Consider the following 24,752-nt stretch of genomic DNA (forward strand, 5'->3'; position numbering starts at 1 on the left):
TCGGGGCGCCACCCCGCTTCGCGCACCTCCGCAAGATGGATATAACCTCGCGCGGCGACGAGTGGCCGTAATGATCTCGTGCTCGAACCCATCCGCCCACCGTTGCGGCGTGCTCGCGGTGTGCGGATGCAGGAGGGGGCGAATGGGGAGAGATTCTCTCGCAGACCGGCTGGGGAGGACACGTCCCCTCTTTCCTCTCTGCGGTGAAATCGGCCCGATTCGGTGCGTGTCTACCTGGACGCGCACCGACTCCGGCCGATTTCAACGATTCGGGCGGCGACGGCGGCGCACGGCTGTCAACCGCGGATGCTGCGCGGCGCGCGTCCGCGTAGGGTGTGGCCATGCCGATCCCCGCCGAGGGCTACCCGCTCGCCGCCGCCGTCAGTCCGCGCCTGCAGGTGGTCGAGACCACCGATTCGACCAACGCCGACGCGGTCGCCGCCGCATCCGCCGCCCCCGAGGGCTGGCCGCACCTGGCCGCACTCGTCACGACCGACCAGCGCGCCGGTCGCGGGCGGATGGGTCGCATGTGGACCGCGCCCCCGGGCACCGCCCTCGCCGTCTCGGTGCTGGTGCGGGTCGAGGGGCTCCCCGCCGCGTCGCGCGGGTGGATCCCGCTCATCGCGGGGGCGGCCATGACCCGCGCGGTGGCAGCGCAGCTGAAGGGCACCGGCAACACCGCCCAGCTGAAGTGGCCCAACGACGTGCTCGTCGACGGCGCGAAGATCTGCGGCATCCTCGCCGAAGCCCTTCCCGGCACGATGGATGCGGTCGTCGTCGGCGCCGGCGTCAACACCCACATGACGCGCGCCGACCTGCCCGTCTCGACCGCGACGTCGTTCGCCGCCGTCGGGGCCGAGTGCGACGACGACCGGCTGCTGGCCGACTTCCTTCGCGCGCTCGACGAGCAGCTGAGCGCGCTCATGGCGGCCGGCGGTGATGCCTCCGCGGCGAACGTGCGAGGCGAGGTGGAGAGCCTCTGCGCGACGCTCGGCCGCGACGTCGTCGTGTCGCTGCCCGACGACAGGGCGCTCCACGGCCGCGCGCAGCGCATCGACCCCGAGGGTCGCCTCGTCGTCGTCGTCGACGGTGTGGAGACGTCGGTCGCGGCCGGCGACGTGCAGCACGTGCGTTGAGTGCCCCGCCGCCTCGTTGAGCGGCGTGCCGCGTGGGATCACCCCGACGTCGGCGGGGAGGGTGACAATGAGAGCGTGACCCAGCCGACGACCCTCGGGGGGCGCCCGCTGATGCCGGCGCCCGGCGCACCGACGCCCGAGCTGCGTGTGGCGCGGTTCCGGCCGCGCGCGACACGGCTGTTCTGGTCGGCCGTCGTGCTCATCGCCGTCGCCGGAGCGGTCGGGTACTTCTTCGACAACCTGCGCGAGCCGTTCGCCGACTGGATGCTGCTGAGCGCCGCCGGTGCGGTCGTGCTCCTCCTCGTCGTGCTCCCGTTCCTCAGCTGGTGGGCGCAGCGCTACACGATCACCACCCGCCGCGTGATCGCCCGGTCGGGCCCGTTCGGCCGTCGCCGAGCCGAGCTGTCGCACGTGCGCGGCTACACGGTGCAACTCAAGCGCGGAATCCTGCAGCGCATCGGCGGCGGGGGAACCCTGGTGCTGTCGAACGGCGTCGATGCGCCCGTGCGGCTGCGTCGTATCGCGAACGTCGCCCTCGTCTACGAAGTGCTGGTCGACCAGGTCGAGGTCAACCAGATCCTGGCCCACCGCGACTCGCAGAGCCTGACCCCTCCGCCGCTGCCCTCCTGACCGCCGAGCGCGAGTGCGCCAAGATGGGAGCGACGGACTCGAACGAGGGAGTGGCATGACGCTGCGTGTGGGTGTGGTCGGCGGTGGCCAGTTGGCGCGGATGATGATCGCGCCCGCGGTCGAACTCGGCATCGAGGTGCGCGTGCTGGCCGAGGAGACCGGTATGTCTGCTGCGCTGGCGGCGACGGCGGTCGGCGATTACCGCGACGCCGAGACGGTGCTCGCGTTCGCCCGCGACGTCGACGTCATCACGTTCGACCACGAGCACGTGCCGCAGGAGGTTCTCGCGGCGCTCGTCGACGCCGGCGTCGCCGTGCATCCCGGTCCGAACGCCCTCGCCGTCGCCCAGGACAAGCTGGTGCTGCGCGCCCGCATGGCCGAGCTCGGTATGCCGCAGCCCGACTGGGCCGCGGTCTCCGACGCCGCACAGCTGCAGGAGTTCATCGACGCCCACGGCGGGCGCGCGGTCGTGAAGACCCCCCGCGGCGGCTATGACGGCAAGGGGGTGCGCGTCGTCTCGGCCGCCACGGAGGCTGCCGACTGGTTCGCCGCACTCGCCGAAGACGCGCGCGGGGGCGAGCTGCTGGTGGAGGAGCTCGTCGACTTCTCGCGCGAGCTCGCCCAGCAGATCGCGCGTCGCCCGTCGGGCGGCATGCGGGCATTCCCGCTCGTGGAGACGGTGCAGCGCGACGGCGTGTGCGTGGAGGTCGTCGCCCCGGCGCCCCGGGCGAGCGAGCGTCTGGCGCTCGCAGCGGAGGACGTCGGGATGGCGATCGCCGAGGGGATCGGGGTCACCGGGATGCTGGCGGTCGAGCTGTTCGAGACGGTCGACGGCCGCATCCTCGTCAACGAGCTCGCCATGCGCCCGCACAACAGCGGGCACTGGACCCAGGACGGCGCCGTGACGAGCCAGTTCGAGCAGCACCTGCGCGCCGTGCTCGATCTGCCGTTCGGGGCGACCGAGGCGACCCGCCCCTGGACCGTGATGGTCAACATCCTCGGCGGCCCCGCGCAGGGCGGGCTCGACGAGCGCTTCGACGCGGCGATGGCATCGCACCCCGCGGCCAAGATCCACACCTACGGCAAGGCTCCGCGGCCCGGCCGGAAGGTGGGGCACGTCACCGTGGCCGGCGACGATCTCGACGACGTCGTCTACGAGGCGCGCGCCGCAGCATCCGTGTTCCTGGACTGACCCGCTACCCCTGGCCGCTGATGCTGTCAGCGGCGATCGTGAGGATGATGCGCTGCTGGTCGCGTCCGCCGTACCAGGGGTAGGGCTGACCGGTGTACTTCTGCGACAGGGCCTCGATGCTCTCGGCCCCGCCTTCGGTCGTCATGTCGACGACCCTGCCGCGCACCTGCATGTAGCGGAACGGGTTCGACGGATCCTGGATCGCGACCGCCACGCGCGGATCGCGCTCGACGTTGCGCACCTTCACGAACCCGACGACCGTGTTGATCACGACGTGGTCGCCGTCGGTGTCGACCCACGTCTCGGTCACCTGAGGCGACCCGTCGGGCATGATCGTGGACAGGAAGCAGGGGCTCGGCTGGCGCAGCAGGTCGAGCAGGGCATCGGGCAGTGTCATCGGGTCTCCTCGAGGGGTGGGGTCTCAGTCTGAGCCCTCACCGGGCGTGGGGGTCGCCCGACGCGCGATCGAGCATCGCGCGCACCGTTCCAGCGATCTGTCCGAAGTGCCGCATGTGGACGTTGTGGAACCGATCGCCCGAGAGGTGATGGGTCGCATTCGGGTAACGCGACGCGACCGCGTCGTGCATCGTGATCCACCCCCGGCCGTAGGTGCCGCTGGTGATCAGCGCCACCGGGAGGTCGCCGTGCACCGCGTCTGCGAGTTCGGCCGCCGCCGCCACCGTTCCGGGGAGCACCGCGCGCATCTCCGCGACCGCGTCGCCGAGGAAGAGGGCGACCACGGCGCTGTGCCATTCGTCGCGTGCGCGGGGCTGGAGGGCCGCGAGGAAAGGCCCGCGTCCGGGGTAGAGGGGCAGCGTGTTGCGGCGAACCAGGCGCGCGAAGAGGGGAGCGGGCAGCATCCGCCGTGCCGCGGCGATGCCCCCGACGTAGAAGCGGTACCCCCGTCGGCGCACCGGGTCGGAGGCGAGCAGATCGGGAGTCGCGTCGAGCATCACGAGCCCGGCGACCCGAGCGGGGTGCCGCGCGGTGAAGACGCGTGCGATCAGCGCGCCGAACGAGTGACCGACCAGCAGCACCGGGGAGTGCGGCGCGAGTGCCGCGATCACGCCCTCGAGCTCCGCGACGAGGCCGTCGATCGTGCGCGGGGAGCCGGGGGCGCTCGCTCCGATCCCCGAGCGCTCGTACGAGATCACGCGGGTCGTGCGCGAGAGGAGCGTCTGGAGAGGCAGCCACGATCGGGCGGTGTCGCCCGCCCCGGTGAGGAGCACCACCACCGGTGCGCCCACCGGCGAGGAGCCCGTGTCGAAGGCCTCGACCCGTCGGCCGTCGACGTCGACGAACGCCCGATCGAGGGGTTCGACGAGGGTATCCATCGCCGAGCAGTCTAGGCAGCGGGCCCGGCGGTCGAACCGGGCGCCCGTGCGACGCCGGCGACCGCAGGATGGGCCGGTGCGTCGACGCGGGGCGGTCGGGCCGGTCGACTACTGTCGAGCACGACCCCAGGAGGCGCCATGTTCCGCAGCCGTTCGACGATCGGCGTGACCACCCTGCTGCTCGCCGTCGTGCTCTCCGGATGCGTCGCCGAACCGGCGACCACCCCGTCCGAGGCGCCGACCTCGTCTATGCCGACATCGTCGGTGACCGAAGAGGCGACACCGACGCCCACGGTCTCCGAGACTCCGGCAGGCATCGCCCTGCCCGGCGACTGCGCGCAGGTCTACTCACCGTCGATGCTGTCGTCGCTGCAGCAGGAGGGCCTGCCCCTTAATGATCCGGCCGTGACGATGCTGGCGACGCAGAACGCCGCGCTCCTGGGCGACCTCGAGACCCTGCCCACCCTGCGCTGCTCGTGGGGGGCGCCCGGCACCGTCGGGATCACGACGAACGTCACCGTCGTCGACGCGGCGCAGGCCGCGGCGATCGAGACGGAGCTCGCCGAAAGCGGGTTCGGTTGCGGTGACCAGGGCGGTGCGAGGATCTGCAGCCTGGAACAGCGCGGGGTGAGCCTCGACGACGTCCCGTACGTCCGCGGAGAGACCCACGCGCTCCGGGGGAACGTCTGGGTGGCGACCTCTTGGCTGAACCGCCCCCTCGACGGGTACGTCGAAGACATCCTCGCCACACTGGGAGCCTGACCGCTCCGCGGTGCGGCATGGGCCCGCGAGTCAGGCCTGTCGACGGCAGCGAGGGGGTGCGCAGCATCCGAGTCGCTCCCGACTGCCGCGCGTTGCGGTGATCTTCCAGCGATGCGTCCTAGCCTTGTGGGCGTGACCCGACCGCTGCATTCTTCCGACGCGCCCGTGGTCGGCGTCGTCATGGGCTCCGACTCCGATTGGCGGGTGATGGCGGATGCTTCGCAAGCCCTCACCGACTTCGGGATCGCGCACGAGGTCGAGGTCGTCTCGGCCCACCGCACGCCCGACAAACTGCTGAGGTACGGCCGCGAGGCGCGCGGACGCGGTCTTCGCGTCGTCGTCGCCGGGGCCGGCGGCGCGGCGCACCTTCCGGGCATGCTCGCCTCTGTCACCGCTCTTCCCGTCATCGGCGTGCCGGTGCAGCTCGCGACGCTCGACGGCCTGGATTCGCTGCTGAGCATCGTGCAGATGCCCGCCGGTATCCCGGTCGCCACCGTCTCGATCAACGGGGCCAAGAACGCCGGGCTCCTCGCCGCCCGCATCCTCGGAGCCGGGGATCCCTCGATCGCCGACCGCGTGGAGGCCTTCGCGCGCGACCTCGAAGCGCAGGTCGAGGAGAAGAACCGCCGGTTGAAGGAGTCGCTGTGAGCGTTGCGAGCCCGCCGCTTCAGCGCCCCGTGCGCAAGAGCGTCATCGAGTCGCGTCCGATCCGCAACCCCGACGTGACATCGGCCAGCATGATGACCACGCGGGGATGGTGGCTCGTCGCACTCAACTTCCTGCTGCCGGGCTCCGCCCAGGTGCTCGCCGGGAGCCGCAAGCTCGGGCGCTTCGGACTCGGCGCGACGGTCTTCATGTGGCTGCTCCTGGTCTTCGCGGGTCTGGGGGCGCTGCTCTGGCCCTCCGGAACCTTCAGCATCGCGTCGGGGGCCTGGTTGCCCGCACCCCTGTCGCTCCTGCGTCCGATCCCGCTCCTCATCGTGCAGGGGCTCTTCATCGCCTACGCGGTGCTCTGGATCGTTCTCACCGTCGATACGCTGCGTCTCGTGCGGCTCGTGCGGGTCAAGACCCTCTCGCGTATCGGGATTCCCGTCCTCGCCATCATCCTCGCCGCCGCCTCGTCGACCACCGCGGCCTACGGTGCGCAGGTCGCCGGCTCGACACGTGACGCCCTGGGTGCGATCTTCGGCTCCTCGGCCGCGGTCGAGCCCCCCACCGACGGGTATTACAACATCCTGCTGCTGGGGGCCGACAGTGGCGAAGGCCGCGACTCGATGCGGTTCGACAGCATCTCCGTCGTCTCGGTCAACGCCGACACCGGCGCCACCACCATCACCGGCATCCCGCGCGACCTCGGGCACTTCCCGTTCGCGCCCGGGCCGATGCAAGACCTCTACCCCGACGTGCACGAGGGCAAGTCGAGCGCGACCTGCGGCTGGGGGAGCGGCATCAACCAGCTGCGCACCGAGGTGGAGGTGTGCCGCGACGGCACCGCCCTCTACCCCGACGCCGTCGCCAACGGCTCCGAGCCCGGCGTCGAGGCGACCAAGGACGCCGCCGAGGGGCTCCTCGGCATCCGCATCCCTTACTACGTCTTCATCGACATGCACGGTTTCGCCGCCATGATCGACGCCCTCGGCGGCGTCGACATCACCGTCGACCAGCGCCTGCCCAAGGGCGGCGGCCCGCAGTACCCGGGCGAACCGGCGGACGAGTGGGCGATCGGCTGGATCGAGCCCGGCGCGCAGCACATGGACGGCGACACCGCCCAGTGGTACGCCCGTTCCCGCTACACGACGAACGACTGGGACCGGATGCTGCGTCAGCGTCAGCTGCAGGAGGCGATCCTCGAGCAGTTCACGCCCGAGACCGTGCTCACACGCTTCCAGAACGTGGCGGCGGCCGGCACGAACCTCGTGCAGACCGACCTGCCGCAGGGGCTGCTGCCGGCCCTCGTCGACCTCGCCCTGAAAGCGAAGGAGCAGCCGGTCACGACGATCGAGCTGACCCCCGAGGCGCATCAGATCTCGCAGGACTCGCCCGACGTGGAGTACATCCGGCAGCTCATCGACAGCACGCTGCATCCGCCGACCCCGGAGCCGACCGAGTGACGGTCGCGCTGCGCGTCATCCTCGACCAGCTCGTCGCCCCCACGGCCCCCGCACTCGCCGAGGCGTCGGGCGAGCTCGTCCGTGCCCTGGCCGAGACCGCGCCGTCGGGCTGCGTCGTCGAGGGGATCGTGCCCTCTCCCGGGCTCGACGACGAGGATGCCGCGGGTCTGGCCGACGTGCACCGGCTCGCCCTCGCGCGCCGCGAGCTCGCCGCGTCGTGGCAGCTCGGGATCGCCCCCGGGGTCGGGAAGGGCATGATCCACTCGCCCACGCTGCTGGCGCCCCTCGTGCGGCACGACCGGGTCAACGACACGCACCAGCTCGTCGCGACCGTGTGGGACCTCCGTGCCTGGGAGGCGCCCGAGACCCTCTCGCGCACCGAGGTCGTCTGGCACAAGGCGATGCTCAAGCGTGCCGAGAAGCACGCCGACGCGATCGTGGTTCCCACCCATGCACTCGCCTCGAAGCTCGGCGACCTGGGCCGGTTCGACCGGCGCGTGCGCGTCATCTCCGGCGCCGCGCCCGCGGGGTTCCGGGTGCCCAACGACCACGTCGGGCGCCTCCGCGCACTCGACCTGCCCTCGTCGTTCCTCGTCACGGCAGGTGGCGCGACGGAGTCGGACGCCCTCGGGCACGCCTTCCGCGCCGTCGCCGAGTCGAACGAGTCGAACGACGTCGTCGTGCTCGACTGCCCCGAGGGCGAGGAGCCGGCCGTCGTCGAGATCGCGGCGGCCGCGGGGCTGTCAGCCTCGCGCGTGCACGTCCGCGGCGCACTCGACACGTGGGACCGCGCTGCCGTCCTGGGAGGCGCGAGCGTGTTCCTCGCGCCGTCGACGCGGTCGGACTGGCCGTGGCGCCTCGTCGAGGCGCTGGCGCTGGGCGTGCCGATCGTCGCCGCGGACGCGCCCGTGCATCGCGAGGTGCTCGTCGACGCGGGAATCGTCGTGGGGCAGGAAGAGCTCGGTGCCGCGCTGGTGCGGGCCACCGGCGATGCGGCCGACCGGCTGGGGGTATTGTCCCGCGATCGGGCGCAGGCCTTCTCGTGGCGCGAATCGGCCGAGCGCGTCTGGGCGCTTCACGCCGACCTCTGATCCGCCTTCGCTGATCAGTTGCGCATCAGAGCAACAGCATCCTTGCTCGCACCGTCGTACCTGACCTTGCCATCGCGGAGAAGGATTCCCCGTTCGCAGAGGTCAGAGACCATATCGAGGTCGTGGCTGACGACGACGAGGGTCTTCCCCCTCGCGTGGAGTTCGCGGATACGCGCGAGGCACTTCTGCTGGAAGGGCTCGTCGCCGACCGAGAGGATCTCGTCGATGAGAAGGATGTCGACCTCGGTGTGGATGGCGACGGAGAAAGCCAGCCTCAGGAACATCCCCGACGAGTAGTGCTTCACCTCCGTGTCGATGAACTGTTCGATCTCGCTGAACGCGACGATCTCGTCGTAGCGCTCTTCCGTCTCTTTCTTGCTCATGCCCAGGATCGCGGCGTTGAGGAAGATGTTCTCCCGCCCGGAGAGGTCGGGGTGGAAGCCCGCACCGACCTCGATCAGCCCCGCGACGCGACCTCGCGTGAGCACGCGCCCGGTGTCGGGGAGGAGGACTCCCGAGATGAGCTTCAACATCGTCGATTTGCCTGAGCCGTTATAGCCCAGAAGAGCGATCGACTCGCCCTGGCCCACCTCGAAGGAGACGCCGTCCAAGGCGTGGAACTTGGTGGTCAACGGCTTACGGCGAACCGCCGCGACGAAGGTCTCTTTGATGGAGTGCGTGTGCCGGAGTTTGAACTCCTTGTGCACGCCGTCCACCACGATGCGACTGTTCGATGTCGTCACGGGCTCAGAGATCCTGTGCAAAACGTCCCTCCAACCGCCGGAACACCAGCTGGCCGATCACGAGAAGAGCGAGGGAGAGCACTGCGCCGATCCCCGCGAAAAGCCACATGTCGGGGATCAATTGTCCGTTCACCGGCCCCAGGGGGAACCAGATGCCGAAATGGAACAGCTCGACCGCCGCCGTGATCGGATTCATCCGGTACAGCACGAACAGCCAATCCGGAACCTTCTCCTGGACCATCTCCCACTGATACATCACGGGCGAGGCCCATACCGCGCACATGGTGATGATCTCCACGAAGCTCTGAGCATCGCGGAAGGTCACGTTCACGGCCCCGAAAAGCAGGCCGAGCCCGGTGGCCAGCATGGCGACGATGATCAGGCCGAGCAGGAGGGCCGCGATGTGCAATGCCGATGGCGCCCAGCCGAAGAAGACGGCGATCACCGTGACGACGACGATCTGCGGCAGGATGTTGACGGCCGCGACCAGGACACTCGCGACGGGGAACATCTCCCGGGGCAGGTAGATCTTCTTGATCAGAGCCGCGTTGTCGACCAGCGAGCGGGTGCCGTTGGTGAAGGCCTCGCTGAAGAACGTGACGACAGTGATGCCCGCGAGAAGGTAGAGCGGGAAGTACTCCACGCGCCCGTTCATTCCGAGGAAGACACCGATGGCGAGGTAGAAGACGACGAACTGCACGAGCGGTTTGACGTACGACCACATCCACCCGAGCACGGACCCGCGATAGCGGATGCCGATCTCCTTGCGGACGATCAGCGAAAGGAGATACCGCCGGCGGAAGACGTCTGCCAGCCCGACGCTTCTGCCGGGAGCGACGAATGAGGACTGATCGGACATGGGTCTTCTTTCACGGCGCGCGGGCGCGCGGTCATCTACTGTAATCGCGATCGGCTGTGCGCTCGCACCACAGCGCGCCGCGCGGGTCAGGCGGAGCTCTTCACCCAGCCTGCGGTCAGCTCGCCCGCGTCGGCGGCGGTGAATCCCGTGGCGGTGATGCGGGCGAGGTCGAGGGTGCTGTTACGAGGGCGCGGGGAGACGGGGCCCGTGGCGTTCTCGAAGTAGGTGGTGGTGTTCACGGGGGTGACGCGATCGGGGTCGTGTCCGGTGAGTCGGTAGACATCGCGGGCTATGTCGTACCAGGTGGTCGGCTCGCCGGTGTTGGTGACGTTGTAGGTGCCGTAGGGGGCGCGAGTGTCGAGGAGGTGTCGGATGGCGTCGGCGATGGTCGGGGTGAAGGTGAGCCGGCCATGCTGGTCGTTGACGACGGTGGGGTTGATTCCGCGTTCGGCGAGGGTGGCCATCGTGCGGACGAAGTTGTTGCCGTTGCCGATGACCCAGCTGGTGCGGACGATGTAGTGGCGGGGAGCGGTGGCGACCGCGGCGTCGCCGGCGGCCTTCGTCTGTCCGTAGACGCCGAGCGGTGCGACGGGGTCGGTTTCGCTGTAGGCGCCGTCTTTCGTGCCGTCGAACACGTAGTCGCTGGAGACGTGGACGAGGGTGATGCCGTTGTGGGCGGCGATCGTGGCGAGGTTGGTCACGGCGGTGACGTTGGCCGCCCACGCGGCGGCGCGCCCCTCGGGGGTTTCGGCGGTATCGACGGCGGTGTAGGCGGCGGCGTTGATGATGGTGTCGTAGTCGCGCCACCGTCGGGCCGTGCCGAGGTCGGGGTCGGTGAGGTCGAGGGTGTCGCGGGTGGTGTATTCGACGTGGGGTGCGTCTCCGAGGGCGTCGCGGAGGGCGGCGCCGAGTTGCCCGTTCGAGCCGGTGACGAGGATCTTCGCCGGGGGCATGGGGGTCACGTCCTGCAAACGCGGGTGTGCCTTGTCTTTGTCGCTGATCTCGACCTGGTCCAGCGGGATCGGCCAGGCGATGGCGGCGGTTTCGTCGGCGAGGTTGAGGAAGGTGTAGGAGGCGGTGGGCGACCAGTGGTCGTTGACGAGGTAGGTGTAGGCGGTGTTCTCGTCGAGGGTCTGGTAGCTGTTCCCGACGCCGCGGGGGACGAAGATCGCCTTCGAGGGGTCGAGCTCGGTCGTGTACACGGCGCCGAACGTTTCTCCTTCGCGGAGGTCGACCCAGGCGCCGAAGATCCGGCCGGTCGCGACGGACACCCACTTGTCCCAGGGTTCGGCGTGGATGCCGCGGGTGGTGCCGGTGGCGTCGTTGAAGGAGATGTTGTTCTGCACCGGGCCGAAATCCGGCAGACCGAGGGCGGTCATCTTCTCGCGCTGCCAGTTCTCTTTGAACCAGCCGCGCGCGTCTCCGTGGACGGGGAGGTCGAAGACCACCAGTCCGGGAATCGGGGTTTCGGTGACGGAGAGCGGCTTGGCGTACTCGGTCATCGGGGTCACTGGCCTTTCGAGGCGTAGAAGGCTTCGACGCCGTCTTTCGCGGGTGCCCACCAGGCTTCGTTTGCTTTGTACCAGTCGATGGTGGCGGCAAGGCCGGCGTCGAAGTCGCGGTACTGGGGTGCCCAGCCGAGTTCGGTGCGCAGTTTGGTGGAGTCGATGGCGTAGCGCATGTCGTGGCCGGGCCGGTCGGTGACGTGGTCGTACGCGTCGGGGGATTCGCCCATGAGGGTGAGGATGAGTTCGACGACGGTCTTGTTGTCCTTCTCGCCGTCGGCGCCGATGAGATAGGTCTCGCCGATCTGCCCTTTGTCGAGGATGGTGAGGACGGCCGAGGAGTGGTCGTCGGCGTGGATCCAGTCGCGGACGTTCTCGCCGGCGCCGTAGAGCTTGGGGCGGATGCCGCGGATCACGTTCGTGATCTGGCGGGGGATGAATTTCTCCACGTGCTGGTACGGGCCGTAGTTGTTGGAGCAGTTCGAGATGGTGGCCTGCACCCCGAAAGACCGCACCCACGCGCGCACGAGGAGGTCGCTGCCGGCCTTCGTCGAGGAGTACGGCGAGGACGGGTTGTAGGGGGTGTTCTCGGTGAACCGTGCCGGGTCGTCGAGCTCGAGGTCGCCGTAGACCTCGTCGGTGGAGATGTGGTGGAACCGGGTGCCGTGTTTGCGGGCGGCTTCGAGCAGCGTGTACGTGCCGACGATGTTGGTGTCCAGGAACGGGCGCGGGTCGTTCAGGGAATTGTCGTTGTGCGACTCCGCGGCATAGTGCACGACCGCGTCGGTGTCGGCGAACAGGGTGTCGACGAGGTCGGCGTCGGCGATGTCACCCTTCACGAGGCGGACCCGGTCTTCTGGCAGGCCGGCGAGGGAGGACTCGTTGCCGGCGTAGGTGAGCTTGTCCAACACCGTCACTGTGTGGTCGGTGTGCTCCACGACGTGGTGGACGAAGTTCGATCCGATGAACCCGGCACCGCCGGTGACCAACAAACGTGCCATGCGTCACTTTCCTCGCTTCAACAGATCCAACAGGTACGTCCCGTACCCCGACTTCACGAGCCTGCCCGCACGCTCTTCCAGCTCCGTGTCGGAGAGGAAACCCTGCCGCCACGCGACTTCCTCGGGCACCCCGATGCGCATCCCGGTGCGCCGCTCCATGGTGCGGACGTACTCGCCGGCGTCCATCATCTGATCGAACGTGCCGGTATCCAGCCACGCCGTCCCCCGGGGGAGGACCTCGACCTGCAGCTTTCCGGCCTGAAGATACGCACGGTTCACGTCGGTGATCTCGTACTCGCCCCGCGGCGACGGCGACAGGTTCCGGGCGATCTCGATCACATCGTTGTCGTAGAAGTACAACCCCGGGACGGCGTAATTGCTCTTCGGGGTGGCGGGCTTCTCCTCGAGGGACACCGCACGCCCCGCCGCATCGAACTCGACCACGCCGTACGCCGACGGCTCGGCGACGTAGTACGCGAACACCGCGCCCCCGTCGACGTCCGCGTACCGGGACAACTGCGACCCCAGACCGGGCCCGTACAGCAGGTTGTCACCCAGAACGAGCGCGACCTTGTCATCGCCGATATGGTCCGCGCCGATCGTGAACGCCTGCGCCAACCCATCCGGCGACGGCTGCGCCGCGAACGACAGATTGATCCCGAACTTCGACCCGTCACCCAGGAGCCGCTCGAAGTGCTCGGCATCGTGCGGCGTCGTGATCACCAGAATGTCGCGGATACCCGCCAACATCAGCGTCGACAACGGGTAATACACCATCGGCTTGTCGTACACCGGGATCAACTGCTTCGACACACCCAGAGTGATCGGATGCAACCGCGTGCCAGAACCACCGGCGAGAATTATGCCCTTCACCCGTCAATCGTGCCACACCGGGCTCGCCGGCTCTGGCGTGTCGAGCCCGTATCGCCGTGCGCCCGCCGGGGTTGTCCGCAAGAATATGCCGGTGAGATCTAACACAGCGCGGTCGCGTCCGCTTCGGTTGTTCCTGGCGTTCGTTGCGACGCTCGCGCTCATCGGTGCGACGCCGAACGTCGCCGTGGCTGCTGTCGGATCGCAGACAGCCCCCGCCGCTGTCGGGACGCAGTCCACCGTCGGCCCGCGGCAGGTGCAGTCCGCCGCCGATCTCTCGCAGTTCCGCCCGGGGAACATCATCTCGAACGCGGTCTTCTATGACTCCACGACGATGTCTGAGGCGCAGATCGATGCGTTCCTTCGCGCCCGCGTTCCGAACTGCCAGTCCGGCTACGTCTGCCTCAAGGACTTCCGCCAGGACACCGTCACCCGAACGGCCGACGCGTACTGCGGCCGGTATGACGGTGGAACGGCTGAGTCGGCGGCGCGCATCATCCAGAAGGTGGCTGCCGCGTGCGGTATCAACCCGCAGGTGATCCTGACAACGCTCCAGAAGGAACAAGGTCTCGTCACGCACACGTGGCCGTCGGACTGGCGTTACACGATCGCGATGGGACAGGGGTGCCCGGATACGGCCGCGTGCGATACGAGGTACTACGGGTTCTACAACCAGGTGTACGGCGCCGCACGGCAGTTCAAGCTGTACGGGCAGAGTACGTACTTCACCTGGTACGCACCGGGCAAGACGTGGAACGTGCAGTTCAACCCGAACCAGTCGTGCGGTTCTTCGCCGGTGTACATCGAGAACCAGGCCACGGCGAATCTCTACTACTACACGCCGTATCAGCCCAACGCGGCGGCGCTCCGTGCAGGCTACGGCGAGGGCGACGGGTGCTCGAGTTACGGCAACCGCAACTTCTACAACTACTTCTCGGACTGGTTCGGCAGCCTTCAGACGCGATACGCCCCGATCGTGAAGTCCGCCTCGTCGCCCGCGATGTACTTCGTGACGGAGGGCGTCAAGCACTACATCCCGGACGAGGCCACTCTGCGGGTGCTCATGTCGGCGTTGCCCACGGTGTCCACCGTTCCTGATGCGTACCTCGCCTCGGTGCCGGCCGGCAGGGACGCCTCGCGCTATATTCACGACGCCCGCAGCGGCGCGCTGTATCTTCTCGAGAGCGACGGCACCAAGCACTGGTTCTCCAGCGGCGACCTCATCGCCCGGTTCGGGTACTCGTTCGGTGACTACGTCAATCTGTCGCCCTCGCACGTCGACGCTTTCCGCACCGGTGATGCCGTCGGCGACTATTTCAAGGCGGAGGGGTCCGCCGACTACTACGTCTGGCGAGAGAACCAGAAGCGCTACGTCGTCGACGATTGGGCGTGGGCCGAGCTCACCGGCTCCCGGCCGACGTACGTGGCGACCATGAAGCCCGCGTCGGCGGCCGGTATTGCACTCGGGCGTCCGGTCCTGGCCTCCGGGATCCTCGCCAAGGAGCAGTCCACGCCGAACGTCTACCTCACGGGGACGGCGGCCGAGTTGGTCTACGTCGATTCGTTCGACACCGCCCGCGACGCGGGCGTGACGCGTTACCGGATCTACCCCGACGGCACTTTGAGCGGGTTCACGAAGTCGAACGTGACCTTGGGCCCGGTTCTGACCTGCAGCGGCTCCGTCTTCGCTCTCGGGGGAACGGGCATCGTCCCCGTCAACGGCACAGTCCCGTCCGCGGCGGCCCCGGCTCTTCCGGAATCCGTCTGCGCCGTCCTTCCGCGCAGGGGTAGCGCCGTCAGCGCTCCGTTCTTCGTCAAGAACCCGGCTGCGGACCCCGTGCTCCTCTATACCGACGGAACCCTGCGGCACGTTCGTGATCAGCAGACGCTCCAGCGACTCAACGCCGGACGGCCCCTGGTCTTCCTCTCCTGGTCGGCAGCCTCGATCGCGCGCGTCCCGTCGGGAGCCCCGTATCTGACCGATGGATCGTTCGTGCAGTTCGGCGATCCGGACGTGTTCTACGTCACCGGTGGAGTGCTCAGACTCGTTCCGGACGTGGAGACGCTCACGCGCCTTGCGAGCCCGCGCTGGCCCGTCGTGGAACGGCTGCCGGAATCCTTCCGCGCCTCGTACACGTTCGGCCCGGCGATGCCCCGCTGACCGGGGCGACGCGCCCCGCCCGCCTAGAATGAGAGCATGCCCACGTCGCTCGCCGATCTTCTGATCATCGTCCCGGCCTGGAACGAAGAGGGGAACGTCGGCAACACGGTTCGAGAGATCCGCAGCGAGCTTCCGGCCGCTCACGTGCTCGTGGTCGACGACGGATCCACCGACTCCACGGCGATGGTGGCGAAGGCGGCGGGGGCACGTGTCTTGGTCTTGCCGTTCAACCTGGGAGTCGGCGGAGCCATGCGGGCGGGATACGTCTTCGCGCAGCGGCACGGCTTCGCCCGTGCGATCCAGGTCGACGCCGACGGGCAGCACAACCCCCGCGACATCGTTTCGGTTCTCGAGGGGCTCGATCGTGCCGACATCTCGATCGGAGCGCGTTTTGCCGAGGTCGGGGAGTTCTCGGCGCGCGGGCCTCGGCGATGGGCGATGGTCTTCCTCGCCTCCATCTTGTCGCGCGTCGCCAAGACCCGACTCACGGACGTGACCAGTGGCTTCCGTGCCGCGAATCGTCACGCCATCGATCAGTACGTTCGGTACTACCCGGCGGAGTACCTCGGAGACACCATCGACAGCCTCGTGGCGGCCGCGCATGTCGGGCTCACGGTGACCCAGGTGCCTGTGGCGATGAGACCGCGACAGGGAGGTCGTCCCAGCCAGGGCGCCCTCGGATCGACGATCTACCTTCTCCGATCGGTTTTCGCGCTGATGCTCGCGATCATGCGTCGACCGACCGGACCGACCAGCCCGGGAGCGCGCGCATGATGGTTTTCGGGGCGATCCTGCTCGCCATCGCGCTGGTCGTCGCGGTCGTCACCATGCTCCTGCGTCGCCAGTTGCGCGAGAAGTACGCCGTGCTCTGGCTCATCATCGGTGCGGCCGTGCTCGTCCTCGGGATCTTCCCCCAGCTGCTGATGTGGGCGACGGTATCCCTCGGATTCCAGCTGCCCGCGAATCTTCTCTTCACCCTGGCGATCCTTCTCCTGCTGGGGGTAGCGCTGCACCTCTCGTGGGAGCAGTCCCAGGCTGAGGAAGAGATTCGTCGCCTGGCCGAGGAGGTCGCGGTGCTTCGAGAGAGCGTCGAGCGGATCGAGGCTGCCTTCGACGCCGTCTCCGCCGACGACAGCGATCCCTCGGACGGCCCCGACCGGTGATGACCGGGCCTCGCACGCGACCGTCGGCCGTCATCGCGACCTTCCGTCCCCCGGAGGCGCTCGCCGACCTGGTCGCCGTGCTCGCCCGTGATTGCGACGTGGTCGTAGTCGACGACGGCAGCGGGTCCGGATCGGACGCCGTCTACGAGGCGGCGGAGTACGCCGGCGCCCAGGTCGTTCGTCACGAAGAGAACCGGGGGATAGCGCACGCGCTGAACATCGGAGTGCAGCGGGCGCTGTCATCGGGCGCCGATGCCGTCTTCACGTTCGATCAGGACTCCTCACCGGCGGACGATTTCATCGAGCAGATGAGCGACGCCCTCTCACGGGCGCGCGAATCCATATCCTCGTCGGTCGCCGCGATCGTCCCCGAGTTCTTCGCCGATACGGCTCAGTCGCGTGGGGCGGACCTCGCGCCCGGTCTATGCCGAGCGAGGAAAGTCATCCAGTCGGGAATGCTCGTTCCGCGCGAAGCGTGGAACGCGCTCGGCGCACTGCGCGATGATTACTTCATCGACCTCGTCGACACGGAGTTCGAGATGCGAGCACTGACCCACGGGTGGGAGGTTCTCGCAGCGCGGGGCGTGTCGATGCCGCATTCGCTCGGACGCATGATCCGGTTGCGCCTGGCTCCGGGGCTGCAGGTCACGACGTCGGTCAGCACCCCGTTCCGTTACTTCTACCGTGCCCGAAACCGTGTGGTGCTCAGCCGTTCCTACGCGCGGCGGGCCCCGGTGAGGGTGCTTTCGGATGCTGGTGTCGATCTCGCCTACTTCGTCGTCGCCGTTCTCGGGGCGCGACCGCGCCGGTCCCTCGCGCACATCATCGTTCGAGGCCTGGGCGCCGGGTTCCGGGGCACCATGGGTCGTTTACCCGCTCGTCTCTCGAACGTGGCCGACGGCGTGCGGTGGAGCGGCGTCGAGGTCAGTCGCGACGGCGTCGCGCACTGACCGTCCCGCACAACCAGCTCGCCAGGTACTGCACGGCGAATCCGCGGGGAACATAGCCGTCCCTGACGGCGACGCGGAGGTTGGGAAGCAGAGCCCGCAGTCGCCGTCGTGGGCCGAAGCTGCGTTCGAGGACGCCCAGCGACGCGGCGTCGTGCCGTCGTCGGGCTAGGGTCGCCGTCATTGCCTCGCGCCAGCCCACATAGACGTTGTACGTGGTGCGCACGACCGCGAGAACGTCGTCACCGCCCTCCGCGCTGCGACTCATCTTTCGTGCGTTCCGCCATGACTGGAGGACGGAGGGGCGTGAGGGCATGGAGGTCGGATCACCGAAGACGTTCGCGGAATGCTGCACGTAGTCCTGCACCACGTCAGTCGTGATGTGCGTGCCCGATGTCGCTGCGGCGCACACGGCCAACCAGTGATCGTGCGCTGCTGCCCTCGTGCTCAGTCGTGGGAAGGGGAGGGCGAGGTCCAGCACCTCGCGGCGGAGCACGCTCAGCGAACCGGTGAACTGGTTGCTGAGTATCAGACGCTCGAGCGAGCCGTTGCGCCGTTCGGTCGTGCCGAGGACCTCACCGGACGGGTATTGGACGAGGCGGGCCTGACCGGAGACCATTCCGTGCGTCGCAAGGTGGGGGAGCAGCACCTCCAGCTTCTCGGGGTACCACCAGTCGTCCTGATCGGCGAGGGCAATCCATTCCGTCTGGGGCGGCACGGACAGGAGGCCGCGTTCGAAGTTGAGATAGAACCCGAGCCGCACCCCTCCCGTGTCGACGACGGCGAAACGACCGTCGCCCGGGGCGGCCTCATCAAGGAGGGCGCGGATCGGTGCGGGGTCGCTGTCAGGAGAGATCACACAGGTGAAATCGGCGACGGTCTGCGCGGCGATGGATCGGATCTGCCGTCGGAAGAGCTCCGGGTCGGGCTCATAGACGGCCATCACGATGGCGCCCGGTGTGGGACGGAGCATCGATCGTCCTCCCGATTGAGTTGCATGGCGGCGCCTCTCGGCGCTGTGGATAGTCTAGATGGCGCGGGCGAGCTGCACGGAATGCGCCGTCGATCGCGCATCCGACCGGAGGACACACAGTGGACACCACTTCCGCGCCGACAGGCCCCCGTGTCTCGGTCTGCATGGCGGTGTACAACGGCGCACGGTGGCTCACGCCGCAGTTGGAGTCCATTCTCGACGAGCTCCGGTCCGACGACGAGATCGTGATCGTCGATGATGCGAGCACAGATGACAGCGTCGCCCTCATCGAGACGCTCGCCGATCCACGAGTGCGCATACTGAGGCACGAGACCAATCGTGGGTATGTGGCGACATTCGAGCATGCTCTCTCGCTCGCGACGCGCGACGTCATCCTGCTCTCCGATCAAGACGACGTCTGGGTCCACGGGCGCCGCGATCTCCTCTGCGCTGCCGTGGAATCTGCTGACGTCGCGGCATCCGACCTCGTCCTCCTGGGCGACGGTGCACCCCTCCCGCACCCTCTGACGAGGCGCCCGTGGCGGCTAGGACGATCCCGGCCGTCCGATCGAATCCGCCGGCAGCTGACGATCTGGGCGGGCGTTGCACCGTACTTCGGCTGCGCGATGGCGGTGCGCCGAGAGTTCCTCCCGACGGTGCTACCGTTTCCGACCTTCCTCACGGAGTCGCACGATCTGTGGATCGCCACGGCCGCCAACGCGGCGGCCTCGCTCGAGCACGTCCACTCGCCTTCGGTTCAGCGGCGGTTGCATGAGGCGAACGCGTCGCCCTCGCGTCCCCGCGGAGTCCGTGCGGTGCTTCGCGCTCGGGTCATGCTCGTGCGATGCTCGGTGGAAGCCGTGCGCCGCACCCGGCGGTCCAGGCGCGGGGCTTAGCTCATCGTCCGAAAGCGTTCCGCGCCGCCGCGGAGGAAGCGGCGGAGTCGCGTGCCCTGACTGCTCCCGGAAGTGCTGCGGCGGAATGGAGTCTCGACGATGGACGCAGCGCCGCCCACCACGCCGCTTTGCGCCATCCGCGGGTGCGCGCACGGGAGCTGATCTCGCGGTGGAAGCGAGCTTCGTCTCGGAACCGGACGCCGTCGGAGATCGCCGTCTGCGACAGGCTCGATCCATGCCGCCGGTACGCGAACGACGGCGTACCGTTCATGTACATCACGGTCCCTCCATCGAAGGCGACGTCGAGGATGAAAGCCAGGTCGAGGATGATCGGCAGGTCCAGTCGGAAGGGGATCTGCTTGAGTCGGGCGGTGCGGATGGCCAGTGAGGGCCAGTAGAGCCAGTTGCCGCGGACGAGGCTGGAGACGAGGCCCTCGCCCACCAGACGCACCGGTCCCGCCGTCGGCGACGGCGCCAACACGGTCTTCACACGATCGGCCAGTGGCCTGTGGGTATCGCCGTTCTCATCGATCACGACGACGGCCGGGGCGAAGATATCGACGTCGGGGAAGCGCGAGACGAAGTCTCGGAGCGACCGGACGTAATCGGGGAGAAGACGGTCGTCCGAGCCCAGGATCGTGGTGTAGTCCGCGGAGGCCAGCTCGGCGCAGCGACGGAAATTCTCCGTGATGCCGATGTTGCTGTCGTTACGCAGGTACTGCACTCGTTCGTCGTCGAGTTCGGCGAAGAACGCGGGTACCTCCGTGCTCGGGTATGCATCATCGATGACGGTCAACCGCCATCCCGGGTCGCTTTGTTCGAGAACGCTTCGCACCGCCTCGAACAGAAGCTCCGGCGGCCCCCAGAAAGGGAGCATGATGTCGACCACGACGCGGTCGCCCGTCATCATGCGCAACCGACGATGCGGTACAGGCGCGCGTCGCCCTCCTGGTCGACGAGCTCGACCGCCGTCGAGGCGGCGAGTCGGCTGAATCCGGGATACGGGTGATTGCCGCCGTGTACCTCGCGGGTGCCGAAGTCGAGGACGTACCGGACCCTCGTGTCGTCGACCGCCCGGCAGACCGACCCGCCCGGCACAGCACGGTCGAGACCGTCGTTGATGGCGGTCATCTCGCTCGTGATGTCCATGAGCGTATGGGGCTGGAGGACCTTCCGCCCGCTGATGGCGTAGGCCAGCCCGGCACCCGTCCACGGGCTTCCCGCGATCACCGCGTCCGGTTCCACCTCGTCGTCGAGTCGCCGCATGAGGGCCATCTCGTCGGCCGAGACCAGGGGGGAGTCGGCATTCAGCGTGTAATTCGCCTGCGCCGTATCGATGGGCGTCCTCATAGGCAGGAGCGCTGCGACGACGGCGATGAGCAGGACGCCCGCGGTCGCGACCGCCCGGAGAGGGCCGCGCAGCCGCGCCCGTCGAGCCGCGCCCCGCACACCCGACGATAGGAGCAGTGCACCCGCGCCGGCGAGAGGGACGACCGCCGTCGGCAGGATCGCTGCGACCCGGGGGAGGTTGTTGTACCAGCTGCCCGTCAGCACGTCGCGAACGTCGAGGTAGGGGAGCGCGGCCACGACGACGTACAGACCGCCGACGGCCAGGAGCGCGGCAACCGCATACAGGGGGGCGCGGCGACGCGCCCGCAGGGCCCAGACGACTCCCGCGATCATGAGAATGGCAACGAGCAGCGCGAGCGGCGCGCGGTAGGGAGACGCGAAGGACACCTCTCCCAGTGCTTGGGCGACGGTCATCTCGGGCTCCCACGTCCGAGCTGCAGCCGGCGGGCGCAGGACCCACCACACGGCCGCGGCGACGACCGCGTAGGTACCGACGAGCAGCACGACGAGGACGCGCTGTCCGCTCGAGCGCGAGCCGTTCCACGCCCGGACGGCGGTGAACACGATTCCCACCGAGAAGAAGACGATCCACGCCACGAGAGCGCCGGGGTGCGCGATGGCCAGGCCGGGCAATGTTCCGAGGGTGCCGACCACGGTCAACGCCATGGGCAGACGTCCGGGAGAGGTGATCCGCAGTGCCCGTAGCGCAAGCGCGAGCGCGGCGGGGAGGACGGCCAGCCCCATGTGCAGTGGATAAAGCACGCCGTAATCGATCATCAGCAGGGGAAACGACGCCGACCCGATGATGGCCAGTCCTGCGCCGAGGGCGGTGCTGCGCCCGCGCCCGAAGAGCTCGGACGTCAGCCACATCGCTCCCGCCGGCCAGGCGAGCGCGGAGAACACGAGGGCCATGGCATTGGCAGCGACGGGGATGGAGGCTCCGGTCGCCTGCACGACCAGTGCGGCCACCGCGTGCCATGCGGTGGGGTAGAACCACATTCCGCCGCTCGTGCTCGTCATGGAACCGACGAACAACGGCGACGCATTCCCGTTGTCCAACGCATACCGCACGGCGTTCAGATGGAAGATGTTGTCGAACGTCTGAGAGATGTTGTCGGGGGCACCGACGACGACGACGACCTGTGCTGCGACGACGATCCCTGCCGCTACCACCGCGGCGACGACCCAGTGTCCTCGATTCACCGGCTGCGACGCACGGAACCGCCAGCCGCGATTGGCGGCGAACCGTACTGCGACGATCACGGCTGCGAACACGACCGTCACGAGGACGACGGGTAGCGGCGACCAGGAGAGTCCGATGAGCGGGGCGGCGACGGAGGCCGTGCTGACGACGGTGACTCCGAACGGGAAGGCAGCGGCCCACGACCCGAGCCCGCGCAATCCCATGACGACGGCGAGCACAATTCCGGGAAGGACCACCACGGCCGCTGTGAGGGCGCCGGCGATGGCGAGATCAATCCAGGTCATTCATATGTCTTTCGCTCGGCGCGCGGGGCCCGGAGGGCTCGAACTCGGCGCATATCGGCACCGAGCCCGCAGGGAAGAATAACGGACCAAGATCGGCGGACTCCGAGAGGCAGCGCCGCAGGTTCTCGAATCGAGGTCAACTAGTCTCTTCGGGTGGCCACTCTCATCCGACGTCTTGCCGGATTCTCCACACTTCCTTTCATCTCGGCCATCCTGCCCTTCGTGGCCATCCCCATCGTGGGGCGAGCCAGCGGAGAGGATGGCTGGGTCGCATTCAATGTCGGTCAAGCCGTCGGCACGTACGCCGCCGCGGTCGGCTATGTCGGGTGGAACGCTCTGGGCACACCGATGGTCGCCGTCGAGACATCGGGTCGAGCCCGCCACGAGCTCTATGGTCGGTCGTTCTACGCGCGCCTGCCGATCATCGCCGTCGTAGCCGTGGGCGCTGCCATCATCGGCGCCCTTCTCGCGCCCGGGGCGACGGTCGGCGTCGCCGTGACGTTCGCCATCGCCGGGGCGCTGGGCGGTTTCGGAGTGAGCTGGTACGCGGTCGGGGTCTCGTCGATCTCGATCATCGTCTGGTTCGAGATCGTGCCGCGGGCGATCGCCACGGCGATCGCCATCGGCCTGCTCCTGTGGACGGGCGACGTGGTCTGGTACGGCGTCGCCATGATCGTGGCGGCGGTGGCGGGGGTCCTCGCGTTCCATCTCGTCCACCTTCGACGGTTCTTCCCGAGGTGGGTGGGCTGGCGACGAGTCCGGTCGGACATTCAGGGGCTGCGCTCCGCCTGGGGTGTCGAGGTGGTCGGGAACCTCTATTCGAACGCACCCGTGCCCATCGTCGCGGCGACGTCGTCGCCCGCCGCCTCGGCATCTTACGGATCGAGCGACCGCATCTATCGTTACGGTCTGCTCGGTGTGGTCGCCATGGGGAACGCCCTGCAGGGGTGGGCGCTCGAGGCACGCGGCCATCATCGCCGCTCGCGCAATCTCGCGTCCATCGGGATCATGCTCGCCCTCGGACTGGTGGGGTTCGCCTTTCTCGTCTTCCTCGGAGTTCCCGCCAGTCAACTCATCTTCGGGCAGGAGCTGGCAGCCGACCCCGCCATGCTGTTCTGGCTAGGGGTGTCCTACATCGCGATATCCACCTCGACGCCGTTGATACGCAACGTGCTGCTGCCGGCACGGCGGGAGGGTGCGGTTCTGTGGGTCACGACGGCGAGTGCGATCCTCGGCTTGTCGGGGATGCTGGTCGGCGGCATCGCGTTCGGCCCGGTCGGAGTCGCTGCGGGCCTCGCCCTCAGCGAGGTGTTCACGCTGCTCTGCTGCGTCTGGTATTCCCGGCGGACGGGACTGGCAGAGCCGCTCACTTCCGAGGCGGCGTCGCGGTGAGCACCGACGAGACTGTCTCGGACGTCCACTTCCTGCTTCCTGCCCCGGCCCTGACCCCCATCGGCGGGTACAAGGTGGTGTACGAGTATGCCGACGCGCTCGTCAGCCGAGGTGTCGATGTGACGGTCTGGCACAGCTCGATCTTCAACGCATTCGAGAGTGGGCGGTTCTCGAGGTATCGGGCCGCGATCCTGGCGGCGGGTCTGTGGCGACGCCGTCTGACCGGGCGCGCGACCACTTCCATCCCCTGGTACCGGCTCGATCCGCGCGTACGAGTGAAGGTCACCTCCGCCAGGCCCCGACCGAAGCTGGGGCGGCGCTCTGTGGTCGTCGCGACGGCGGTGCAGACCACCGATCACGTCGCTGAGGTGGCCCGCCGTGCGGGCGCGACGTCTCTCGCCCTCATCCAGCACTTCGAGACGTGGGCGGCTCCCGAGGACGTCATCCGTCGCGCCTGGGCACGCGTTGACGAGCGAATAGTCATCGCGCCCTGGCTCGCCGAGCTGTGTTCGCAGGCGGGTCTGTCCAGCGTCCTGCTGACGAACGCGCTCGACGTCGATTCGTTTCCGACCGGTGCTCCGCTCGCGCAACGTCGCCCCATGGTGATGTCGCTTCTTTCTCCTCACGGGTACAAGCGGCCCGACGTCGTTGCGCACGCACTCGGCGCCGTGCGCGCCGGCCGCCCGGACGCGCGGGTGGTCGCCTTCGGTATCGATCCTGTCCCACCGCGTCCGCTCGCCCCCGGCGTGGAGTATGTATGCGACCCCTCGCCTGAGGTGCTGCGGGAGCTCTATCGGTCTGCCTCCGTCTATCTCTGCGGGAGCGATGCAGAGGGGTGGCATCTCCCGCCCGCGGAGGCGACTCTCTCCGGGGCGGCCGTGGTGTCCACCGATATCGGCGGTGTCCGAGCCTCGATGGGTGATGAGGCGCTCTACGGTCCGCCCGGTGATGGCGAGGCCCTGGCCTCGCTCGCCGAACGCGTGCTGGAGAATCCGGATGCCGCTCAGCTGCGCGTCGACACCGCGGCTGCACGGATCCGGTCGGTGACGTACGGGGAGAACACCCGGGCGCTGCTCGACATCGCTGCGGCCGTTCGGAAGCGCCAAAGCTGAAAATGCGCGGCGGGGCGGCCGTCTAGACTTGATGGC

Annotated in this window: 24 protein-coding genes; 14 read left to right on the forward strand and 10 right to left on the reverse strand. The window is 68.5% G+C overall.

Translation table 11 applies throughout. From position 1 onward, the window contains the following. Positions 1–341: 341 nt before the first annotated feature. The 3 genes from DEU34_RS04130 (at position 342) to DEU34_RS04140 (ending at position 2,958) form a co-directional block, all read left to right on the forward strand. A complete protein-coding gene (locus tag DEU34_RS04130; protein WP_121148938.1) occupies positions 342–1,136 on the forward strand; it encodes a biotin--[acetyl-CoA-carboxylase] ligase in 795 nt (264 codons plus the stop codon). A gap of 75 nt (positions 1,137–1,211) precedes the next feature. Beyond that, the gene (locus DEU34_RS04135; protein WP_121148939.1) at positions 1,212–1,766 is read left to right on the forward strand and encodes a PH domain-containing protein; all 555 of its coding nucleotides are present in this window, start codon (positions 1,212–1,214) and stop codon (positions 1,764–1,766) included. Between the two features lie 55 nt (positions 1,767–1,821). After that, a complete protein-coding gene (locus tag DEU34_RS04140) occupies positions 1,822–2,958 on the forward strand; it encodes a 5-(carboxyamino)imidazole ribonucleotide synthase (protein ID WP_121148940.1) in 1,137 nt (378 codons plus the stop codon). 4 nt (positions 2,959–2,962) lie between these two features. On the opposite strand, the gene DEU34_RS04145 is transcribed toward DEU34_RS04140, so the two are convergent. Both DEU34_RS04145 and DEU34_RS04150 read right to left on the reverse strand, forming a co-directional pair. Further along, complete coding sequence (locus tag DEU34_RS04145; RefSeq protein WP_121148941.1) at positions 2,963–3,355, reverse strand: PPOX class F420-dependent oxidoreductase; 393 nt, start codon at positions 3,353–3,355, stop codon at positions 2,963–2,965. Between the two features lie 37 nt (positions 3,356–3,392). Then, positions 3,393–4,292: an alpha/beta fold hydrolase gene (locus DEU34_RS04150; RefSeq protein WP_121148942.1), complete on the reverse strand. Its 900-nt coding sequence runs from the start codon at positions 4,290–4,292 to the stop codon at positions 3,393–3,395. A 138-nt stretch (positions 4,293–4,430) separates the two neighbouring features. Here DEU34_RS04150 and DEU34_RS04155 point away from each other — a divergent pair, with 138 nt between their 5' ends. The 4 genes from DEU34_RS04155 (at position 4,431) to DEU34_RS04170 (ending at position 8,256) form a co-directional block, all read left to right on the forward strand. Further along, positions 4,431–5,054 carry a hypothetical protein gene (locus DEU34_RS04155; RefSeq protein ID WP_121148943.1) on the forward strand — a complete coding sequence of 208 codons (624 nt, stop codon included), beginning with the start codon at positions 4,431–4,433 and terminating at the stop codon, positions 5,052–5,054. A 180-nt stretch (positions 5,055–5,234) separates the two neighbouring features. Beyond that, positions 5,235–5,702 carry a 5-(carboxyamino)imidazole ribonucleotide mutase gene (gene purE, locus DEU34_RS04160; RefSeq protein WP_121149707.1) on the forward strand — a complete coding sequence of 156 codons (468 nt, stop codon included), beginning with the start codon at positions 5,235–5,237 and terminating at the stop codon, positions 5,700–5,702. Continuing rightward, entirely contained in the window at positions 5,699–7,165 is a 1,467-nt protein-coding gene (locus DEU34_RS04165; RefSeq protein ID WP_121148944.1) for an LCP family protein, read from the forward strand. Before purE ends, DEU34_RS04165 begins: the two co-directional genes overlap by 4 nt. After that, positions 7,162–8,256 carry a glycosyltransferase gene (locus DEU34_RS04170; protein WP_121148945.1) on the forward strand — a complete coding sequence of 365 codons (1,095 nt, stop codon included), beginning with the start codon at positions 7,162–7,164 and terminating at the stop codon, positions 8,254–8,256. The genes DEU34_RS04165 and DEU34_RS04170 overlap by 4 nt, the downstream gene beginning before the upstream one ends. Before the next feature lie 14 nt (positions 8,257–8,270). Here the strand turns inward: DEU34_RS04170 and DEU34_RS04175 are convergent, their stop codons facing one another. The 5 genes from DEU34_RS04175 to rfbA all read right to left on the reverse strand — a co-directional run bounded on the left by DEU34_RS04175 (position 8,271) and on the right by rfbA (position 13,237). Next, the gene (locus DEU34_RS04175; RefSeq protein WP_259460019.1) at positions 8,271–8,999 is read right to left on the reverse strand and encodes an ABC transporter ATP-binding protein; all 729 of its coding nucleotides are present in this window, start codon (positions 8,997–8,999) and stop codon (positions 8,271–8,273) included. Between the two features lie 4 nt (positions 9,000–9,003). Further along, a complete protein-coding gene (locus tag DEU34_RS04180; RefSeq protein WP_121148946.1) occupies positions 9,004–9,858 on the reverse strand; it encodes an ABC transporter permease in 855 nt (284 codons plus the stop codon). An 86-nt stretch (positions 9,859–9,944) separates the two neighbouring features. After that, a complete protein-coding gene (locus tag DEU34_RS04185; RefSeq protein ID WP_121149709.1) occupies positions 9,945–11,360 on the reverse strand; it encodes a bifunctional dTDP-4-dehydrorhamnose 3,5-epimerase family protein/NAD(P)-dependent oxidoreductase in 1,416 nt (471 codons plus the stop codon). A gap of 5 nt (positions 11,361–11,365) precedes the next feature. Next, positions 11,366–12,364: a dTDP-glucose 4,6-dehydratase gene (rfbB, locus tag DEU34_RS04190; RefSeq protein WP_121148947.1), complete on the reverse strand. Its 999-nt coding sequence runs from the start codon at positions 12,362–12,364 to the stop codon at positions 11,366–11,368. Positions 12,365–12,367: 3 nt separating this feature from the next. After that, entirely contained in the window at positions 12,368–13,237 is an 870-nt protein-coding gene (gene rfbA / locus DEU34_RS04195; RefSeq protein WP_121148948.1) for a glucose-1-phosphate thymidylyltransferase RfbA, read from the reverse strand. Positions 13,238–13,328: 91 nt separating this feature from the next. Here rfbA and DEU34_RS04200 point away from each other — a divergent pair, with 91 nt between their 5' ends. Genes DEU34_RS04200 through DEU34_RS04215 form a run of 4 tightly spaced genes read left to right on the forward strand, consistent with a single transcriptional unit; the run spans position 13,329 to position 17,508 of the window. After that, positions 13,329–15,395, forward strand: a complete 2,067-nt coding sequence (locus DEU34_RS04200) for a hypothetical protein (RefSeq protein ID WP_147424005.1) — start codon at positions 13,329–13,331, stop codon at positions 15,393–15,395. 36 nt (positions 15,396–15,431) lie between these two features. Further along, positions 15,432–16,169, forward strand: coding sequence for a glycosyltransferase family 2 protein (locus tag DEU34_RS04205; RefSeq protein WP_121148950.1), 738 nt, complete (start codon positions 15,432–15,434; stop codon positions 16,167–16,169). Beyond that, on the forward strand, positions 16,166–16,558 hold the full coding sequence (locus DEU34_RS04210) for a DUF2304 domain-containing protein (RefSeq protein WP_121148951.1): 393 nt from the start codon (positions 16,166–16,168) through the stop codon (positions 16,556–16,558). The genes DEU34_RS04205 and DEU34_RS04210 overlap by 4 nt, the downstream gene beginning before the upstream one ends. Then, positions 16,558–17,508, forward strand: a complete 951-nt coding sequence (locus DEU34_RS04215) for a glycosyltransferase (RefSeq protein ID WP_121148952.1) — start codon at positions 16,558–16,560, stop codon at positions 17,506–17,508. Before DEU34_RS04210 ends, DEU34_RS04215 begins: the two co-directional genes overlap by 1 nt. Here the strand turns inward: DEU34_RS04215 and DEU34_RS04220 are convergent. After that, the gene (locus tag DEU34_RS04220) at positions 17,483–18,478 is read right to left on the reverse strand and encodes a glycosyltransferase (protein WP_121148953.1); all 996 of its coding nucleotides are present in this window, start codon (positions 18,476–18,478) and stop codon (positions 17,483–17,485) included. The genes DEU34_RS04215 and DEU34_RS04220 overlap by 26 nt on opposite strands. Before the next feature lie 119 nt (positions 18,479–18,597). On the opposite strand from DEU34_RS04220, the gene DEU34_RS04225 reads away from it, so the two are divergent. After that, positions 18,598–19,374 carry a glycosyltransferase gene (locus tag DEU34_RS04225; RefSeq protein ID WP_259460020.1) on the forward strand — a complete coding sequence of 259 codons (777 nt, stop codon included), beginning with the start codon at positions 18,598–18,600 and terminating at the stop codon, positions 19,372–19,374. A gap of 1 nt (position 19,375) precedes the next feature. On the opposite strand, the gene DEU34_RS04230 is transcribed toward DEU34_RS04225, so the two are convergent. Then, entirely contained in the window at positions 19,376–20,284 is a 909-nt protein-coding gene (locus DEU34_RS04230; RefSeq protein ID WP_259460021.1) for a glycosyltransferase, read from the reverse strand. Continuing rightward, complete coding sequence (locus DEU34_RS04235) at positions 20,281–22,212, reverse strand: DUF6541 family protein (RefSeq protein WP_121148955.1); 1,932 nt, start codon at positions 22,210–22,212, stop codon at positions 20,281–20,283. The genes DEU34_RS04230 and DEU34_RS04235 overlap by 4 nt, the downstream gene beginning before the upstream one ends. A 153-nt stretch (positions 22,213–22,365) precedes the next feature. Here DEU34_RS04235 and DEU34_RS04240 point away from each other — a divergent pair, with 153 nt between their 5' ends. Together DEU34_RS04240 and DEU34_RS04245 are read left to right on the forward strand one after the other, a co-directional pair. Then, positions 22,366–23,604: a lipopolysaccharide biosynthesis protein gene (locus DEU34_RS04240; RefSeq protein ID WP_121148956.1), complete on the forward strand. Its 1,239-nt coding sequence runs from the start codon at positions 22,366–22,368 to the stop codon at positions 23,602–23,604. Beyond that, on the forward strand, positions 23,601–24,716 hold the full coding sequence (locus tag DEU34_RS04245) for a glycosyltransferase family 4 protein (protein WP_121148957.1): 1,116 nt from the start codon (positions 23,601–23,603) through the stop codon (positions 24,714–24,716). The genes DEU34_RS04240 and DEU34_RS04245 overlap by 4 nt, the downstream gene beginning before the upstream one ends. Positions 24,717–24,752: the final 36 nt, after the last annotated feature.

The organism is Microbacterium sp. AG1240 (genome assembly GCF_003635115.1).
Taxonomy (GTDB): Bacteria; Actinomycetota; Actinomycetes; order Actinomycetales; family Microbacteriaceae; genus Microbacterium.

Bases quoted from the DNA above. Each gene is read 5' to 3' on its own strand.
- DEU34_RS04145 (WP_121148941.1), bottom strand. From the start codon at position 3,355: ATGACACTGCCCGATGCCCTGCTCGACCTGCTGCGCCAGCCGAGCCCC.
- DEU34_RS04230 (WP_259460021.1), bottom strand. From the start codon at position 20,284: ATGATGACGGGCGACCGCGTCGTGGTCGACATCATGCTCCCTTTCTGG.
- DEU34_RS04205 (WP_121148950.1), top strand. From the start codon at position 15,432: ATGCCCACGTCGCTCGCCGATCTTCTGATCATCGTCCCGGCCTGGAAC.
- purE (WP_121149707.1), top strand. From the start codon at position 5,235: ATGGGCTCCGACTCCGATTGGCGGGTGATGGCGGATGCTTCGCAAGCC.
- DEU34_RS04140 (WP_121148940.1), top strand. From the start codon at position 1,822: ATGACGCTGCGTGTGGGTGTGGTCGGCGGTGGCCAGTTGGCGCGGATG.
- DEU34_RS04235 (WP_121148955.1), bottom strand. From the start codon at position 22,212: ATGACCTGGATTGATCTCGCCATCGCCGGCGCCCTCACAGCGGCCGTG.
- DEU34_RS04210 (WP_121148951.1), top strand. From the start codon at position 16,166: ATGATGGTTTTCGGGGCGATCCTGCTCGCCATCGCGCTGGTCGTCGCG.
- DEU34_RS04155 (WP_121148943.1), top strand. From the start codon at position 4,431: ATGTTCCGCAGCCGTTCGACGATCGGCGTGACCACCCTGCTGCTCGCC.
- DEU34_RS04150 (WP_121148942.1), bottom strand. From the start codon at position 4,292: ATGGATACCCTCGTCGAACCCCTCGATCGGGCGTTCGTCGACGTCGAC.
- rfbB (WP_121148947.1), bottom strand. From the start codon at position 12,364: ATGGCACGTTTGTTGGTCACCGGCGGTGCCGGGTTCATCGGATCGAAC.
- DEU34_RS04220 (WP_121148953.1), bottom strand. From the start codon at position 18,478: ATGCTCCGTCCCACACCGGGCGCCATCGTGATGGCCGTCTATGAGCCC.
- DEU34_RS04130 (WP_121148938.1), top strand. From the start codon at position 342: ATGCCGATCCCCGCCGAGGGCTACCCGCTCGCCGCCGCCGTCAGTCCG.
- DEU34_RS04215 (WP_121148952.1), top strand. From the start codon at position 16,558: ATGACCGGGCCTCGCACGCGACCGTCGGCCGTCATCGCGACCTTCCGT.
- DEU34_RS04180 (WP_121148946.1), bottom strand. From the start codon at position 9,858: ATGTCCGATCAGTCCTCATTCGTCGCTCCCGGCAGAAGCGTCGGGCTG.
- DEU34_RS04185 (WP_121149709.1), bottom strand. From the start codon at position 11,360: ATGACCGAGTACGCCAAGCCGCTCTCCGTCACCGAAACCCCGATTCCC.